At 41.2% G+C, this 18,237-nt stretch carries 14 protein-coding genes and 1 pseudogene; 14 read left to right on the forward strand and 1 reads right to left on the reverse strand.

Translation table 11 applies throughout. The features are described from left to right. The first annotated feature begins 12 nt into the window (after nt 1-12). The 12 genes and pseudogenes from T543_RS12170 to T543_RS12220 all read left to right on the forward strand — a co-directional run bounded on the left by T543_RS12170 (nt 13) and on the right by T543_RS12220 (nt 13,325). Complete coding sequence (locus T543_RS12170; RefSeq protein WP_035768876.1) at nt 13-1,227, forward strand: LL-diaminopimelate aminotransferase; 1,215 nt, start codon at nt 13-15, stop codon at nt 1,225-1,227. A 16-nt stretch (nt 1,228-1,243) separates the two neighbouring features. Beyond that, entirely contained in the window at nt 1,244-2,866 is a 1,623-nt protein-coding gene (locus T543_RS12175) for a CTP synthase (RefSeq protein ID WP_035768877.1), read from the forward strand. 94 nt (nt 2,867-2,960) lie between these two features. Further along, a complete protein-coding gene (locus tag T543_RS12180) occupies nt 2,961-3,779 on the forward strand; it encodes a nitroreductase family protein (protein ID WP_035768878.1) in 819 nt (272 codons plus the stop codon). A gap of 244 nt (nt 3,780-4,023) precedes the next feature. Continuing rightward, nucleotides 4,024-4,119: pseudogene (locus tag T543_RS16590) on the forward strand (YccF domain-containing protein); the annotation flags it as partial. A 46-nt stretch (nt 4,120-4,165) separates the two neighbouring features. Continuing rightward, the gene (locus T543_RS12185; RefSeq protein ID WP_035768880.1) at nt 4,166-6,628 is read left to right on the forward strand and encodes a glycoside hydrolase family 2 TIM barrel-domain containing protein; all 2,463 of its coding nucleotides are present in this window, start codon (nt 4,166-4,168) and stop codon (nt 6,626-6,628) included. Between the two features lie 286 nt (nt 6,629-6,914). After that, nucleotides 6,915-8,540 carry an ABC transporter substrate-binding protein gene (locus tag T543_RS12190; protein WP_035768882.1) on the forward strand — a complete coding sequence of 542 codons (1,626 nt, stop codon included), beginning with the start codon at nt 6,915-6,917 and terminating at the stop codon, nt 8,538-8,540. Then, complete coding sequence (locus T543_RS12195) at nt 8,533-9,456, forward strand: ABC transporter permease (RefSeq protein ID WP_035768884.1); 924 nt, start codon at nt 8,533-8,535, stop codon at nt 9,454-9,456. The genes T543_RS12190 and T543_RS12195 overlap by 8 nt, the downstream gene beginning before the upstream one ends. After that, nucleotides 9,457-10,275: an ABC transporter permease gene (locus T543_RS12200; RefSeq protein WP_035768886.1), complete on the forward strand. Its 819-nt coding sequence runs from the start codon at nt 9,457-9,459 to the stop codon at nt 10,273-10,275. Nucleotides 10,276-10,278: 3 nt separating this feature from the next. Beyond that, nucleotides 10,279-11,001 carry an ATP-binding cassette domain-containing protein gene (locus T543_RS12205; protein WP_051638761.1) on the forward strand — a complete coding sequence of 241 codons (723 nt, stop codon included), beginning with the start codon at nt 10,279-10,281 and terminating at the stop codon, nt 10,999-11,001. A gap of 1 nt (nt 11,002) precedes the next feature. Then, complete coding sequence (locus T543_RS12210; protein WP_035768889.1) at nt 11,003-11,752, forward strand: ABC transporter ATP-binding protein; 750 nt, start codon at nt 11,003-11,005, stop codon at nt 11,750-11,752. A 23-nt stretch (nt 11,753-11,775) separates the two neighbouring features. After that, nucleotides 11,776-12,537: a class I SAM-dependent methyltransferase gene (locus tag T543_RS12215; RefSeq protein ID WP_035768891.1), complete on the forward strand. Its 762-nt coding sequence runs from the start codon at nt 11,776-11,778 to the stop codon at nt 12,535-12,537. 47 nt (nt 12,538-12,584) lie between these two features. Further along, on the forward strand, nt 12,585-13,325 hold the full coding sequence (locus tag T543_RS12220; protein WP_035768893.1) for a DUF4198 domain-containing protein: 741 nt from the start codon (nt 12,585-12,587) through the stop codon (nt 13,323-13,325). Nucleotides 13,326-13,398: 73 nt separating this feature from the next. Here T543_RS12220 and T543_RS12225 read toward each other — a convergent pair whose 3' ends face one another. Beyond that, nucleotides 13,399-14,355: a succinylglutamate desuccinylase/aspartoacylase family protein gene (locus tag T543_RS12225; protein ID WP_035768895.1), complete on the reverse strand. Its 957-nt coding sequence runs from the start codon at nt 14,353-14,355 to the stop codon at nt 13,399-13,401. 101 nt (nt 14,356-14,456) lie between these two features. Here T543_RS12225 and T543_RS12230 point away from each other — a divergent pair, with 101 nt between their 5' ends. Both T543_RS12230 and T543_RS12235 read left to right on the forward strand, forming a co-directional pair. Then, nucleotides 14,457-14,768: an rRNA adenine N-6-methyltransferase family protein gene (locus tag T543_RS12230; protein WP_081830064.1), complete on the forward strand. Its 312-nt coding sequence runs from the start codon at nt 14,457-14,459 to the stop codon at nt 14,766-14,768. A 184-nt stretch (nt 14,769-14,952) separates the two neighbouring features. After that, on the forward strand, nt 14,953-18,078 hold the full coding sequence (locus tag T543_RS12235) for an insulinase family protein (protein ID WP_035768899.1): 3,126 nt from the start codon (nt 14,953-14,955) through the stop codon (nt 18,076-18,078). Nucleotides 18,079-18,237 lie beyond the last annotated feature (159 nt).

Raw genomic sequence — 18,237 nt, forward strand, 5'->3', positions numbered from 1 at the left:
GAGGTACGGTAAATGGCGACAATAAACAAAAATTATTTGAAACTTCCCGGAAGCTATCTTTTTTCAACCATTGGAAAAAAGGTAAAAGAGTATAGCGAGGGTCACCCTGATGCAAAGATAATCCGCCTTGGCATTGGCGATGTTACACTTCCACTTGCTCCTTGCGTTATTGAAGCTCTTCATGGTGCGGTTGATGAGATGGGAAGAGAGGAAACATTCAAGGGATATGCACCTGACCTTGGATATGAGTTTTTAAGATCCGCGATCGCTGAGAGAGATTTCAAAAAGAGAGGCTGCGATATATCTGCTGATGAGATATTTGTATCTGACGGAGCAAAGGGCGATTGCAGTAACATTCAGGAAATATTCGGACTTGATAATACGATAGCAGTCTGTGACCCGGTTTACCCTGTGTATGTTGATTCAAATGTAATGGCAGGAAGAACCGGAGAGTATGATCCAAAAACCGAGAGATTTAAGGGTGTTATCTATATGCCATGTACGGCTGAGAATAACTTTTTACCTGAGCTTCCCGCAGAGGTACCTGATCTTATCTACCTGTGTTTTCCGAATAATCCAACAGGAGCGGTCATGAAAAAGGATGAGCTGCAGAAGTGGGTAGACTATGCAAATAAGCATGACAGCATAATACTCTATGATGCAGCTTATGAATCTTATATTTCTGAGGATGACGTTCCGCACAGCATCTATGAGTGCGAAGGAGCAAAGGACTGTGCAATCGAGATGAGGTCTTTTTCAAAGACAGCGGGATTTACCGGTGTAAGACTTGGATACACGGTTATTCCAAAAGACCTTGAAGCTGGCGGTGAAAAGCTTTGGCCTTTGTGGGCAAGACGTCACGGAACAAAATATAACGGAGCTCCGTACATCGTTCAGAGGGCGGGTGCTGCTGTTTACACTGATGAGGGAAGAAAACAGGTTGAAGAGCAGATTGCTTACTACATGGGCAATGCGCGTATTATTCTGGATGGCTTAAAAGCAGCAGGCTATGATGTGTTCGGCGGTGTAAATGCGCCTTATATCTGGCTTAAAGCACCTTATAATCTTACAAGCTGGGAGTTTTTTGATCACCTGCTTGAAAAGGCTAATGTAGTCGGCACACCGGGATCAGGCTTTGGCCCAAGCGGAGAGCATTATTTCAGACTGACTGCATTTGGAAACAGAGAGAACACAATTGAAGCAATAGAGAGAATCAAGAAATTATAAAAATATGGAGAAGAAGATGGCAAAGTATATTTTTGTAACCGGGGGAGTTGTATCAGGTCTTGGAAAGGGAATAACAGCGGCTTCGCTTGGAAGACTGCTTAAGGCAAGAGGATATAAGGTGGCTGCGCAAAAGCTTGATCCTTATATAAATGTTGATCCCGGAACCATGAGTCCCTATCAGCACGGAGAAGTATATGTCACTGAGGATGGAGCTGAGACTGACCTTGACCTTGGTCATTACGAGAGATTTATCGATGAAAATCTTACAAAGTTCTCGAATCTTACATCCGGAAAAGTGTACTGGAATGTCCTTAATAAGGAGAGAAGAGGAGAATACCTTGGATCAACAGTTCAGGTTATCCCTCACATCACCAATGAGATAAAGGGATTTATCTACAGGGCAGGAAAAGAGACTGATGCAGATATCGTAATAACCGAAATCGGCGGAACAATCGGTGACATCGAATCACAGCCCTTCCTTGAGGCAGTAAGACAGGTATCACTTGAAGTCGGAAAGGAAAACAGCCTCTTTATCCATGTGACACTTGTTCCGTATCTTCACGGAAGCGGAGAATATAAGTCAAAGCCCACACAGCATTCCGTCAAAGAGCTTCAGGGAATGGGAATTAAGCCAGATATCATCGTTCTTAGATGTAATGAACACCTTGATGGAGATATCTTTAAGAAAATATCAATGTTCTGCAATGTTAAGGAAGACTGCGTTGTTGAAAACAGAAATTTGGAGAGCCTCTATGAAGCACCGCTTATGCTTGAAGAAGGCGGTCTTTCCGGAGTTGTATGCAGAGAGCTGGGACTTGAGGCAGGAGAACCTGACCTTGCCGAGTGGACAAAGCTTGTAGAAAGTATCAAGCACCGCGAAAAGAATGTAACAATAGGACTTGTAGGAAAATATGTAAAGCTTCATGATGCATATTTGTCTGTTGCAGAAGCTCTTGCACACGCAGGCTTTTATCACAATGCTCATGTCGATATCAAGTGGATCGATTCTGAGGATCTGGTAGAAAGTAATTATAAGGAAAAGCTTAACGGACTGGACGGAATAATCGTTCCCGGAGGATTTGGAGACAGAGGCATTGAAGGAATGATCCTTGCGGCCAGATATGCAAGGCAAGAAAAGATCCCGTATTTTGGAATATGCCTTGGAATGCAGATTGCTGTTATCGAGTTTGCAAGGAATGTCGCCGGAATCACAGATGCATGCTCAGGAGAGTTCCATGATGCATCAGATCACAAGGTAATAGATTTTATGCCGGGACAGTCAGAGGATGTTGATAAGGGAGGCACGCTTCGTCTTGGAGCATATCCCTGCCACATCGTACCGGGAACACTTATGGAAAAATGCTACAAGGAAAGTGATATCAGCGAAAGACACCGCCACAGATATGAGTTCAACAATGAGTACAGGCAGACACTTACTGATGCCGGTCTTGTTATTTCAGGTATGTCTCCCGATGAGAGACTTGTTGAAACAGTCGAAGTAAAAGATCATCCTTTTTACATCGGTGTTCAGTACCATCCTGAATTTAAATCAAGACCTAACAGACCGCATCCCATTTTTAGAGAGTTTATTGGAGCTTCACTGAACCTGGGGGACGGGGTTTGTGGACCACTTTTTTGAAAACAAAACACCGTGCCTGATTGATAGAAGTTGCTTGCAATTCCATTGTATAAAATGTATAATACACTAAATTGGAAATGCGAGGTAATGAGAAATGAGCAATTTTTTAGATTTAGCAAAGACCAGAAGAAGTGTAAGAACATTTGACGGAAATATGCCGGATAAGCAGATACTTGATGAACTTAAGGAATATGCGGAAAATGCAGGTAACCCATTCGGGGCAAAGATCAGGTTTGTGTTCCTTGATGCAGATGAAAACAAGCTTTCAAGCCCGGTGCTTTCAGGCGAAAAATGCTATGTGAGTGCTGTAACAAAAAAGCAGGATCGCGTAGATGAGGCATATGGATACAGCTTTGAAAAATTACTGATGAAGGCACATGAACTTGGCCTTGGCACTGTAATAATCGGTGGTACAATGCCCAGAGAAAAGTTTGAGAGCGCTTCAAATCTTACAGAAGGTGAGTTTATGCCCTGTGTAAGTCCTTTGGGAGTTTCCGCTAAGAAAATGTCCGTCAAGGAGTCACTTATGCGAAAGGGCGTAAAGGCAGATACTAGAATGAAGTTTGAGGATCTGTTTTTTGTTGGCGATTTTGATAATTCCTTAGATGAACAAAGCGCAAAAGACAAAGATCTGTACAATGCACTTGAAGCTGTACGACTTGCACCATCAGCAGTTAACAAGCAGCCCTGGAGAATAGTTATAGATGGCAATAAGGTGCATTTTTATGAAAAGCACGACAAAGGATTTCTGACACCTGATTATGACCTTCAAAAAATAGATATCGGAATTGCCATGTTCCACTTTGAAGCTCAGATGAATTCAGAAGGTAAGAATCTTGAATTGTTTACAGATGCACCTGCTATAGCAGCTCCCAATCAGGTGGATTATATTGCTACGTATGTAATTGAATGACCCTGGGGGGAACCTGGGGGACGGGGTTTGTGGACCACTTTTAAGAGAGTTTATTTGTCAGATACATAGGGCGGTAAAAGTCTGAAATATTCGATTTTTACTGCCCTTTTTTATTGGAGAGGAAATTTCTCCGAAATTCCTATTCAATAAAAACGCTCGCGACTCTTTGTTATGATATAATTTTTTAGAAAAATGGTTACGACCAAGAGGGCACTTTTAGATAATAAAACGTGCCAAAACATTTTGTATTACTATCATTGGAGTTCCTTTTGGCAAACAGTTCTTTAAGATTGCCAGGCTTTCTTTATTCCCGTTTGGAGCTAGAATTATACATGTTTGATAAAAGATCGATGGTTATTTGATCAAATAAAAGTTGGGGTGAAAAAATGAAAAACATAAGTATTGATGAGAAATGGACATTCAGGAATGGTTTTGTAGATTCGCTTGGGGCTTTGGAAGAAGATCCCGGAACAGAAGTAAATCTTCCTCATGACGGAATGATCGGAACACAGGTGAAACCTGATGCACCGGCAAAATCTGACAGCGGATATTTTGTCGGAGGTCTTACAAATTACACTAAATATGTAATGATTCCCAAGGAATGGGAAAAAGAGTGCGTTGGCCTTAAATTCGATGGCATCATGATGAATGCTACTATAGACGTTAATGGTTGCAAGGTAGGAAGCCAGCACTATGGCTATGCGCCTTTTTATGTTGACCTCACAAACTATGTTACCTTTGGAGTAGAAAACAGAATTACAATAAACTGCAATACCAGTATGCATGTGAATTCACGCTGGTATACAGGCAGCGGCTTATACAGAGGAGCAATGCTCTGTCATGGTCCAAAAGTGCATGTTGTAAATGACGGCATTTTTGTGCGCACTAAGGAAGTGGCCGGCGGATATGCATTTCTAGAGACCGAAGTGGAAGTAGAAAACAGCACTCTTGAGAACAGGCTTGCTGAAATAGAGCTTGCTATTTTCAAAGACGGAGAAGAAAAGCCGGATAGTGTTACAAAGAAGAAAATATATATTGGCTCTGGCAAATCAGAAGTTGCAAGGATTGCAATGAATGTGAAAGAGCCTCTTTTGTGGGACGCAGAGAATCCTAATCTTTACAAGGTTAAGGCTACTGTGAAAAATCTTGGAGTTTATCGCACACATTTTATTGCAGAAGAAAATGCAGATATAGATGAGGCAGAGACTTTATTTGGAATAAGAACAATTACAGCAGATGTTGTACGCGGTCTAAGGATAAATACAAAAACAGTGAAGTTAAAGGGAGGCTGCCTGCACCACGATAACGGACTTTTGGGCGCTGTTTCTCTCTATGAAGCAGAGAAAAGGAAAGTAAGAAAGCTTAAAGAAGAAGGCTTTAATGCTATAAGAACAGCTCATAATCCGCCGTCATCAGCTTTAATAGAAGCTTGTGACAGACTTGGAATGTATGTTTTTGATGAAGCTTTTGATGCATGGGGAATTGCAAAGCGCTCAGGAGATTACAGTCAGTTTTTTGAAAGTGACTGGGAGAAGGATCTTACTTCATTCATCAAAAGAGACAGAAATCACCCCTGCGTAGTTATCTGGTCTACAGGAAATGAAATTCCGGAAAGGGGAGGCCTTGATAACGGCTATCGCCTCGCAACACAGCTTGCGGAAAAGATCAGGGAGCTTGACGGAACAAGACCTGTAAGTAACGGTATCTGCTCTCTTTGGGCCGGGCTTGATGATGATCTTATGAAGAATCACAGTCAGAATCAGAATACATCCGAGGGTCTTATCGATACAACCTGGGAAAAGGCAACAGAACCTTTTACAAACGGTCTTGATGTAGTCGGCTACAACTATATGGAAGAAATATATGAGAGAGACCATGAGATGTTCCCTGAAAGAGTTATCCTTGGCTCTGAGAATTTTCCCAAGGAGATAGGTTTCAGATGGCCAATGGTGGAAAGACTTCCCTATGTCATAGGAGATTTTACATGGACTGCATGGGATTATCTAGGCGAAGCCGGTATCGGAAAAGCAGTTTACGTGGATGCGGACGACGATGTCGTAAAAACAAACGGCTGGGCACTTATGCCACCTTCCGGATCCCCGTACCCTTGGAGATGCGCTAATGATGCTGACTTTGACATTACAGGAAATATGATGCCTCAGGGTGCATACAGAAGTGTGGTATGGGGAAGCAAAAAGACACATATTTTCTCAATGCATCCGGAAACCTTTGGTAAGACAGAAGTTATGACAATGTGGGGATTCCCTGCACTTTTTGAAAGCTGGAACTACTCAGGATGGGAAGATAAAAATATTAGACTTGTTGTTTTCTCTAATGCAGAGGAGGTGGAGCTATTTGTAAATGGTGAATCAGCAGGAAGAAAACCTGTTTCTAAAGAGCGCCCTATGCCGAACTCTGTATTTTTCGATACAGTTTATAAGTCCGGAAAAGTAGAAGCTGTTAGCTATAGCGAGGGAAAAGAGATAAGCAGGGCAGTCCTTCTTACAACAGGAGAGCCGGCAAATATAAGACTTGTTCCTGAAAAGAAAGAGATGGCATCTTCCGGTCACGACCTTATATATGTTGGAATTAAGATCACAGATAAGGATGGAAACGTAGTCCCTGATGCAGAAATTGAGCTTAATGCTGAAGTTACGGGTAGCGCAGTGCTTGCGGGATTTGGCTCCGCTAATCCCATAACAGAGGACAATTACACGGATTGTGAGACTATTAGCTTTAAGGGCCGCGCTATGGCAATCCTCAGATCAGGCTATGAAAAGGGAACAGTCTCAATTAAGGTCACAGCCAAGGAAATTGGCAGTGCAGAGGAGTCTTTTGAAGTCATATAAAAATTATTGATGAATTAAATCTTATAATCTTAGAGCATGAAGCATCTGTAATAAGGAGTAAAGCGAGAGAGGAAGGCGGCTATGAAGTCTACATTCAAATGTAGCTATGAAAAAGCATATTATTTCTTGCGGACCTTTTCCTCATTTGCATTAAAAACAAACATCGTCAAATAAAAAAATAATTTAACATCCTCCCACAACCCCCCAGGGGGCTTGTGGGACTATCTTTGCAATGATATTCTTTCCATTGTGCGAGTTAATATGAGCACAATGGAGGGAAAAAATTATGAAGAAAAAACTTTTAGCAGCACTTCTTGCTGCAACCATGACTTTATCAATGGTTGCTTGTGGTTCGGGTGCAAAAACTCAGGAAACAGAAACAGAGATAACAGAAACAGAGACAACAGAAACAGAGACAACAGACGAAACACAGACTGCAACATCTGATGATCAGACAAGTGACGAAGATCAATCTGTAACTACAGGTGAAAAAATACTTCACACTGCAGCATCTTTTGCTTATCCAAGCCTTGATGTACATAAAGAGTACTATGGATGGTATACATCAATTTATGGTGTTTCAGAGGCATTATTTAAGCTCGATGAAAATATGAGCGCAGTTCCTTGCCTCGCTAAGGATGCAGTTGCTGATGGCAGCACATGGACAATTACTCTTAATGATGGTGTTCAGTTCTCAAATGGAAATTCGCTGACTGCTGATATGGTAATCAGGAATCTTCAGCGTCTTGCAACCGAGAACAGCAGATTTGCATATCTTGGTGATTTTGAAATGAGTGCTACAGATGACAAGACAATCGTTATCGATACAAAGGAAGTATATCCTACTCTTAAGAACGATCTTGCAAGTCCTGAGTGCGGAATGATAGATCTTGATTCAACAACAGATTTTGACAATGCGCCTGTATGCACAGGCCCGTTTGTTGTAAAAGAGTTTATACCTGAGGGTGATGTAACAGTTGCAAAGAACGAAAACTACTGGGGCGGTGATGTCAAGCTTGACGGCGCTGTATTCTACTACATGCAGGAGGATGATCCTAAGCTCCTTGCTATGCAAAGCGGAGAGATTGACTGCTACAACAGTGTTTCATCTGCAGCTCTTGAGGTCTACAATCAGAGTCCTGACCTGTACGATGTAGTTTCAATCCCCGGTGCACGTCTCCAGTACTACATTCTCAATGAGAATACTCTTGATGATTCTGTGAGAGAAGCGATCAACCTCACTGTTGATAAAGATAAGATCGCAGAGTATCTTTCAGGTACAGTATCCGCAGCAGTTGGACCATTCTCACCGTCAGCTGCTTATGGCAAGGTAAGTGTTCCCGCAGTAGATACAGACAAAGCGAAAGAACTTCTTGAGGCTGATGGTTACACACTTGGAGATGATGGTATATACGAAAAGGATGGCCAGAAGCTTAGTATCAGCATTGCATATTATGCTGCCAGATCTCTTGATACTCTTGCAATCCTGATCCAGGAACAGCTTAAGGCTATTGGTGTTGATTCAACACTTAGAGTTGAGGAAGATCCTGATGCTACCTATATTGCCAACGCTGACTTTGACCTGGCTCTTTACTGCATGATAGCTGATAAGTCAGGTGATCCTCTTTACTTCATTGATTCAACTCTTGCAGACGGAGCTTACTACAATGTAGGTGGATTTAAGAGTGATGAGTGCCAGAGCATGATCGAGGAATTAAGAACAGAGACAGATACTGCAAAAAGAGCAGATCTTGCAAATAAGATCGTTCAGATCGCTATAGATGATAATGCTTTTGGATATGTTGGACTTTTCAATAACACAACAGTTCTTCGTAAAGGCGTCAGCGGATTTGCTGAGTATGTTCCTTTCGATTTTTATGGATTAGACGCAGAGACAGACATTAATGGCTAAACAGATTATTAAAAGGATACTGGGACTTGTATTGATACTTTTTGTGCTGAGTTTTCTTGTGTTTGGCATAATGTATCTGGCACCCGGTGATCCTGCAGAAAAAAGGCTCACATCCCAAGGGGTGGTGGTTACAAAAGAAATACTGCAAGCGGAGCGGGAGAGGCTTGGCCTCCTCCGCCCCTTTATCGTTAGGTATGCAGACTGGCTAAAGAATGTGCTTGTAGGAGATTTTGGTGTTTCCTTTAAGGACGATCTCCCTGTAGGACCAAAACTGATAAAAGGTCTTGAGAATACAAGCGGGCTGGCTCTGTGCAGCCTGTTTTTGGCGCTTCTTATCTCTTTTCCTATGGGGATATTGTCAGCGGTCAAAAAGGGGCAACCTGTAGATCATGTGGTCAGGCTTTTTTCGTTTATAGGTAATTCTCTTCCGAATTTCCTGATATCAGTACTGTTGATGTATCTGTTTTGTATTCAGATCAAGATATTTCCGGTAATTGCTGACGGAAGCATCAAGGGACTCATGCTCCCGGCACTTTCACTGGCAATACCCATGGCGGGCAGGTTTACAAGACAGATAAGGAGCGAAATTATAGAGCAGCTTGGGGAAGAGTATGTTATGGGAATGAAGTCCAGAAAGGTCAAGGGTAGATATATTCTCATCAACAATGTTCTCAGAAACAGTCTTGGACATATACTTACGATAATTGGCCTTCAGATCGGAACACTGATGGGAGGCAGCGTTGTTATCGAGAACATATTCAGGTGGCCGGGCATTGGCAAACTTGTGATGGATTCCATTACAGCCAGAGACTACCCTGTGATAATGGGCTTCGTACTCATTATGGGAACAATCTATGTAGTTATAAATCTGATAGTAGATATCAGCTACAGATTTTTGGATCCGAGGTCTTTTTAAATGAACCATAAACGGAAAAAGATAAACAGAATAAAAGTAACAATTTCTGCCGTAGTTGCACTTCTTTTGGTGCTTATTGCTCTTATGGCAAGTGTTATTGCACCAAATGATCCTTATGTAACAAATGCATCAGCCATAAGGTCAGCTCCCTCGGCAGAATTTTTGTTTGGAACAGATAACCTTGGAAGATGTGTGTTTTCCAGGGTTTTATATGGAGCAAGGACAACTATAGCGGCTACATTCATATTGGTAGCGGTTTCTTTTCTTCTTGGAAGTTTTGTTGGAATCCTTAGTGGTTATTATGGAGGGGTCCTCGATGAAATAACTATGAGAATAGCCGATATTATGCTTGCTTTTCCACAAATGGTAGTAGCCATTGCAGTTGCGGGTATTCTTGGAGGAGGACTTTCAAGTGCCATGATCGCGCTTGGGATAACTATGTGGACCGGTTTTGCCAGACTTGCAAGAAGCCATACTTTTGCAATAAAAAACTGCCCCTATGTGCAGGCAGCAAGACTTGCAGGAAAAAGTGGACCTGCAATAATGATGTCCCATATTCTTCCAAATATAATTGCACCTCTTATCACTAACGCCCTTACGCAGATAGGGACAACAATGATAGGCATTTCCGGCCTGTCTTTTCTTGGGCTTGGAGTTGTGCCGCCTACTGCTGAATGGGGATCAATGATCAATGAGTCCAGGGCATATATACAGATAGCACCTTGGGCTGTGATGTATCCGGCAATTGCTACCATTGTCACCATAATTGTATTTAACTATCTTGGAGACTGTGTCATGGAATACAGGGATGAGGACTAAAATATGGATACAATACTCAGGATAAACAATCTGTTTGCCGGCTACGGAAAAGAGTGTGTTTTAAATGATATTTCTTTTGAAGTGGAAGCAGGTAAAAAAGTCTGCATAGTCGGAGAGAGCGGAAGCGGTAAGTCGACACTTCTTAAGTCTATTCACGGCTTCGCAGGAGTGTCGGTAACAGGCGGAAGCATAGAGATTGAAAGAAACATTTTACTTGGCATAGTGCCTCAAAATCCCGGTGGATCATTTAATCCTATAAGAACTTACAAGGCGCAGATAGGAGAAGCATTAAAAAGTAATAATATCGATTTTAAAATAGAAGAAGTGGAAAAAACTCTGCAAACTCTGGGACTTAGCGATGCAAAAAGAGCGCTCAGAGCAAGGCCCTATGAACTGTCGGGAGGTATGAACCAGCGTATGGCTATAGCCACAACTATGCTTTTGGAACCGGGGATCTTATTATGCGATGAAGTTACAAGCGCCCTGGATGTTAAGACTGCAGGGATTGTGGTGGAGCAGCTTCTTGAAATCAACAGACTAAGAAAAACAACTATTTTGATGGTAACTCACCATTTGGGAATTGCATCAAAAATGGCGGATTACATTGGAATCATGAAAAGCGGAAAAATGCTTGAGTACGGCCCTGCAAAAGAGATTTTGGATAATCCGCAAAATGAGTACACAAAGAACCTCTTAAAGGCTCTGCCAAGGCTAAAGGTGAACTGATATGCCAGATTCAGATATAGTTTTAACAGGAAAAAATATAAATAAATATTATGTCGATAAAGGCAAAAAAATGCAGGCTCTGAAGGATGTGAGTTTCTACCTGAAAGAGGGAGAAATCCTTGGAATCGTTGGAGAGAGCGGAAGCGGAAAGAGTACGCTCCTTCGCCATATCAGTTGCCTCGAAAAGCCTGATGGCGGAACTTTTTTCTATAAGGGAGTTGAGTATACGGGGAAGTCTGCATCTTTTGCCGGAGCTTTTTTGCAGATGATATTTCAGGATGCACAGATGTCTTTTGATCCTAGAATGAAGATGAAAAAAGCCGTCGTGGAGGCACAAAAAAACTGCAGCCACGATAAGTTGTCAGGAATTCTTAAGGCGGTTGGACTTGATGAGAGTCTTTTGGAGAAAAAGGCGGGCAATATGTCCGGCGGACAGTGCCAGCGAATGTCTATTGCAAGGGCACTGTGCTCGGATGCCAGAATTCTTTTGTGCGATGAGATCACAAGCGCACTTGATGTTACGACACAGGCTCAGGTAGTAGCTCTTTTGCAACAACTACGAGAAAAAGAAGGGCTGGCTATGATATTTGTCTCCCATGACATTGCGCTAGTTAGCATGTTGTGCGACAGGATAATGGTCATGAAGAACGGAGAGTGCGTGGAAGAGGGACAGACCGGCAAAGTCCTGGGAAATCCGCAGCATGAGTATACGAGAGAACTGCTTGATAATCTTATCGAGTTGAAAATGTAGTAGATAGAGGAATTAGTAGTAATATGACTAAACTTAAGCAGATTCCTTTTGAAGAGGAAGCGGCAGATATAAAGGATAAAGTAGTGACCTATTGGTCTAAGCGTGCTGAGAGCTTTACAGAGCACAAGCGCGAGGAAATCCACAGTATAAAGAAAAAACTGTGGCAGGCAGAGTTTTTAAGGCACTTTTCGGCAAATGACAAGCTGTCAGTGCTGGATGTTGGCTGCGGAGCCGGCTTTTTTGAGATGGTGTTGTCGGATTTTGATTTTGATGTTACAGGTGTGGATCTTACCCCTGAGATGATAGAAAAAGGGAATGAGCTTCTTTTACAAAATGGATCAAATGCGCATCTGGAGGTTATGGATGCGGAAAAGCTGGATTTTTCCGATAATTCTTTTGATCTGGTGATAAGCAGAAACCTGGTCTGGACACTTCCGCATCCGGTGGAAGCATATATGGAGTGGCACAGGGTGCTTAAGCCCGGAGGTATGCTGCTTGTGTACGATGCAGAGTATGCTAAGGGATTTCATCACTATGACCAGATGCAGAACCTTGCCCATAAAAAAGTATCAGACTCCATGGTAAAGGAATGTCACGACATTTATCACATGTTGACTATCAGCACTTTGGACAGACCGGAGTGGGATAAGGCTGCTCTTGAAAAAATAGGTTATGAAAATGTAATTACTGATCTGGGAGTCGGAGACCGGCTTTACAAAGAAAAAGATCAGTTCTATATGCCTGAGAGGATGTTTTTGGTAAAGGCAAGTAAAGCTGAAATCTGAAACGCAATAAAAAACAGTATTTACTATAAATAGAAATGGAGTTTGAGATGAGAAGAGGAATTGATACTACAGATATGATGGTATATGGACACGAAGCCTGGATAGTCACAGACAAGAGCGTCTATGAGAAGGGAGAAGAAGTCTGCGGGATAATGAGATGGGGACACCATATGAGACCGGACGGATTCTTTAGGCTTGATGAGATAAGAGCCTTTGCCACAGACGAAAAAGGAAACAGGATAGCAATAACTCCTATAAAGGGCCCTGGCGATGAACAGGGAGACTACTATGAGCTTAGATTTACTCCTGCTTCTGAAGGTGTTTATACCCTTATGTGCATCTATGACAACAATTATGTAAGAGATGAAAAAGATGTGTATTATGAGGGCGACAGACGTACATATCCTGATATTCTGGATGCAAAGAACTACCCACAGATATATGTGACTTGCATAAGTGTTGGAGAAAAGAAGCTAACTCCTGAATTTATACATGAATCCAGAGTGAGCTTTGTCCCCGAATCCTGGGAAGCTGACAGTGATGTTCTTCATTTAAAACTTATCCATGACAAGTTTCCTCTTAAAGGATCCACAGTAGTTGTTGTGTTCTATGATGGAAAAGAGTATTTTGAGAGAATCCTGAATACTGATGAGGACGGAAAGATATTCTTTTCAGTGGAGAAAAAAGGAGTGTATATGGCTGTTACAAGGACTCCCCTGGCAGAAGGGATTCCCGGGATCTATGACAGCAAAGAAATTGCGTCAACATTTACATACGTCAAGAGATGAAAAATATGACTGGCGGAATAATTGCGTAAGTATATTTGAATTTATCCAGTATATATACAAAAACAGGATGCGCTTAACATGCATCCTGTTTTTGTATTATCCCATAGGTCACCATAGGACCGTCTTTTATTATATTAAGTGAGGAACACTGATGGATCAGAACTCCGTCGGTGCTTGCGATGGCAGTATGCAAGGTTCTTCCAAAGTAGTCTTTTATCTCACCGAATTTTTCGCCCTTTGTGAATTTGTCTCCCACTTTTTTCTCCGGGTACCAACAACCGGTGAAAGGGGCATCGTCACTAAATTCCCTAAGTTCAGTTTTGGGATAGGTCTTAAATTGTCCTTCAATAAGACCAAGGAACTTCAAAATGTTTAATACATCATCTTTGTCGGCCTGAACCTCATCCCTTGGGAGAAGGCTAAGCTGACCTCGCTCTATGAGTACACTTGGTATTCCGGCCATTGAGGCAGTATTGTAGGCTCCTTCTGTGGTACAGGTGCTTTTTACGCAGTAGGAGACGTTGACACAGTCGACCATTTTTTTTGCTATATCGCTGACAGGAGAGGCCCCCACGTAGTATGCGTAAGGGATAAGAGTCTCGTATCCATCTCCGCTATGCAGGTCGATGTAAGCATCCACGTTTTTAATAAAAACATCAAACAGGATATTAGCCAGGCGGTCAGCAGTTGAACCGTCCTTATTCCCGGGAAAAACACGGTTGAGATTCTTGCCATCCTCATAAACAAGGGACATAGTTCTGTTTTCAAAACCGGATCTGTTGGCAAGAGGAATAATGATGACATTTCCTGAAAGACCACGTGGTGATATTTCCTCTGAAAGTTCGATGGCAGCCTGTATTCCCACGTATTCAGCATTGTGTATACCCGCTGTGACAAGAACGGTTTTGCCGGGCTTTTCTCCGCAGATGATGATGTGGGGAATGTGTATCTCAGTTCCATCGACATGTATATGATCTTTTATTGTTTTGCCGTAGCTAAGCTTGTGTCCGGCAATATTTAGTTCTTTCATAGTCTAAAACCTCGCTTCAGAAGCAAGGTTATCATGATAACAATCAAGCTTTCAAGCCCCCTGGGGGGTTATGTGGTCAATATTCGCTACGTTATGCCGGGATCGGACCGCAAAAAAGCGTTTTGGAGATTGGACCCGGTACAGGGCAGGCTACAGAACCGATCCTTCAGACAGGATGCGACTATCATGCCATAGAGCTTGGGGAGCATCTCTATGCAAAGATGAGGGAAAAATATGACCGGTTCCAGAATTTCCAAATCGTGAATGATGATTTTATTACGCATGATTTTTACGGCAAGCGTGAGATGAGCACGGATGAATACGTTTCTTTCTGCGGCACCCATTGTGATCATATCGTGATACCGGAACCTTATAAGACAGCTTTTTTATTGCGCTCAAATGCGGAAATATAGCTTATAGTAGGTGTTTTTTCTGTAAAATTCCCTCTTTTTTTATGATTTCTTAATGTTATAGGGAATAGATGCTATTTATAATCGGTTATAGATTACTGTTTTTCTTCAGAAAAGCATAACTCTTAGGTGCGTGTTTTGAAAGAGAACTGCGTGGTTGAAAAAAGATATGAGGAAGGGTGATTGAATGAAGAAAAAAATAATTGCGATTTTAATAGTGTGCACAATGCTTGCCGGATGTGCAAGTAATATCGGTACTGATCAGAATCAGGAATCGGAAGAACAAGTACAAATACAGGAAGCAAAAGAAAAAGATGCCAAAACATCAGATGATGCTTCATCCTCTGAAGAAGAGCAGGCTGAAACTGCACAGCAAAAAGAGTCGGAAGATGACGTTTTTTCAGAAGGGAATATTTATCATGGTTTTTTGCTGGGCGAAATAACTCAAAGTAAACTACTTAACTCTGATATGTATAGATTTAGGCATGAAAAAAGCGGGGCTGATCTTCTTTATATAAAAAATGAGGATCCTGAATGCTCATTTACAATAGCTTATAAGACTCCGTATGTCGATGAAACAGACACAAATCATGTTTTTGAGCATGCTATAATAGCATCTTCTGAAAAATATCCGGCAAAAGATATATTTTTTGATCTGTCAAATAAATCCTATTCGACTTTTGTTAATGCATTTACTTATCCGCAAACTACATTATACCCGGTAGCGAGCCTTGATCAGCATCAGCTTCTTAAAATGGCGGATGTCTATATGAGCTGCATGGTAGCACCGGATATTTTGAAGGATGAAAACTTTTTCAAGAGAGAAGCAATAAGATTTGAGCTTAATAGTCCGGAGGAAGAAATAGGTATCAATGGTACAGTTTATGCTGAAGATTATGGTTTTTTGACAGATAATGATGAAAACTGGATGGCAAACCTTTTGGATGAGCTTTACCCCGGTGAGTATGCTTCCAACTATTTAGGAAGAGCAGAGTACCACTACGAGGATCTGACGTATGAGAATACACTGGCGACTTATGACAGATGCTATCATTTTGATAATAGTTTAATTATGTTGTACGGCGACCTGGATATAGATATGTTTTTGGAATTTCTTGATAGGGAATATCTGTCCAAGTATGAAGTAAACGGAACAAATCTTAGCAAATATGATGATCCCCTGACAGCGGAGGGGTATATTGAAAGGGTGATGCCTATCTGCGCATTTGAGGGAGATACGGTAGAAAATAACGGAGTTATAACTTATGCCATTGACCTTCAGGGGACAGATCAGGAGACTCTTTTAAAATGGAATCTTCTTTGTGATGTTTTGAACAGGCAATCATCAGTATTAGGGCAAAAGCTTATAGAGGATGGAATACAGAACCCTGTGGAAGTAAGCTGCATGACAGAATCCCCCAAGCCATTTCTTCTTTTTAAAATGGAATATGCAAACGAAGATCAGATGCAAACATTAAAGGATATTGCAGAATATACGCTGAGTGATGTGGCTAAAAATGGTGTGTCACAGGAACTATTGGAAGCTGTATTGTCATCGGAAGAGATTGGAACAGTATTTATCAGAAATGATCGCAACGTGGGAGTTGATTTATCAGCAACAATTGCGCAGTATTGGGCAGTGGAAAAAAAGTCAGACTTATACGAGGCTTACGAGAGAGTATTTGACGAAATAAGTAATGATTCTTCGCAAACCATTTTTAAAGATCTTGCGGCTTCTGAACTTAATCCAAGAAGAAGCGTTCTTATAGCGCATATACCTGAGCCTGGAACAGGTGAAGAGTACGAAGAAAAGCTTACAAATTATCTGACAGACATGAAAAACAATATGTCTGATGAAGAGATAAATCAGATTATCAAGGATACGGAAGATTTTAATAAGTGGAATGAAGAAGAAATACCAAATACGGATTTTTTGATTGATCCGGCTTCTCTTGAAGATGCAAAGGTAATTCCCCTCGAAAAAGAGAAGATAGAAGATATAACTATGATCAGCGGCGACGTGGATACAGAAGGAGCGGGTGTATATAAGCTTTACTTTGATCTAAGCGGTATGACTAGGGATGAGATAATGGATCTTGTCGCATATACCAATATTTTGTGCGAAGTAAATACATCTAAATATGACAAGAATGATATGGATATATTGGGAAGCCGTTATCTTCAGGGATTTTTCACAAGTCTAACATATTCGGGAAAAACGGAGGATGATCCCGGAAGGCCAATTATGACAGTAATTTGGGAGAGTCTGACTGAGGATTTCGAGCAGAGCCTTGATATGGTTTTAAATCTATTGACCGAGACTGATTTAAACGATACGGATGACATTTCCTATGTTATCAGAAGAGATGCAGAACTATATGATTTAGGCAGAGGTGATGGCAATAATCTTGCATCAAGTTATGCCATGGCTGCATCCGGAGCACTTAATTCGGGTGACTTCGGATTAAACATGGATGTGAGCGGACAGGATTTGTATTATTATATGCTGGATGCGGTCAGCGGAATTGATAGTGATGAAAAATATATAAAAGAGCTTACAGAGAAATTTGACAATGCCAGAAAGAAAGCTTATACAAAAACGAATCTTATATTTGGAATAGCAGCTTCTGCAGATGATTGCGAAAAGATTAAAGAAATAGCTGCCGAAAAGCTTTCTCTTTTGGATACAAAAACAAATACAGATGTACTCTACGAGCTTCCTGTTTTTGCAAAAAGTACCGGGATATATATTGAGTCATCTCAGAATTATTCATATCTTATCGCTGCTTACAGAGATAAAGAGAATTTTAAAGGATCGTATATTCCATTTATTTATGCAGCTAATGATAAGTATGTTATTCCAACCATAAGATTCCAGTTAGGTGCATATAGTGCCGGAACCTACTCTGCCGAAACCAGTGGTGTTGCTGTGGCTTACGCATATTCGGATCCTAACGTTAAAAAGTCAATTGATGTTATGAAAAATATCTCCGATTACATAAATGATGCGCAGTTAACTGAGGATGAATTAAAGGGTTATATTCTGATCGCCTATGGACATGCCACAGGAAATAGTGGCATTTGGAATGACGTAATACGAGCAATAAACCGAAATGTAATGGGAGGCGATGAAGAGAAAATAGTTGAAACGACCAATGATATAAAGAATGCTTCACTTTCCATGAAGGATGAAGCTGGTGCATGCTTAGAAGAGGTTCTGTCAGACGCTGCAATTGTTACTGCGGGAAACGAATCAAAGATATATGCTGACAAAGATGTGTTTGATGAGATATTGAATTTTAAAGAGCAATGATCATTTTGATAATAAAAAATATCAATTGAATGGCTATAATAATCATAAATAAAGGGCGTACGGCATAGTTATTGTTATTGATGTAAAGACTTGAGTCGAAAAAATAAAAAATCCAAAAAAATCATTAACAGCTATTAATTATTAACACACATTATCCGA

The organism is Butyrivibrio sp. NC2002, assembly GCF_000702265.1.
GTDB lineage: Bacteria > Bacillota > Clostridia > Lachnospirales > Lachnospiraceae > Butyrivibrio.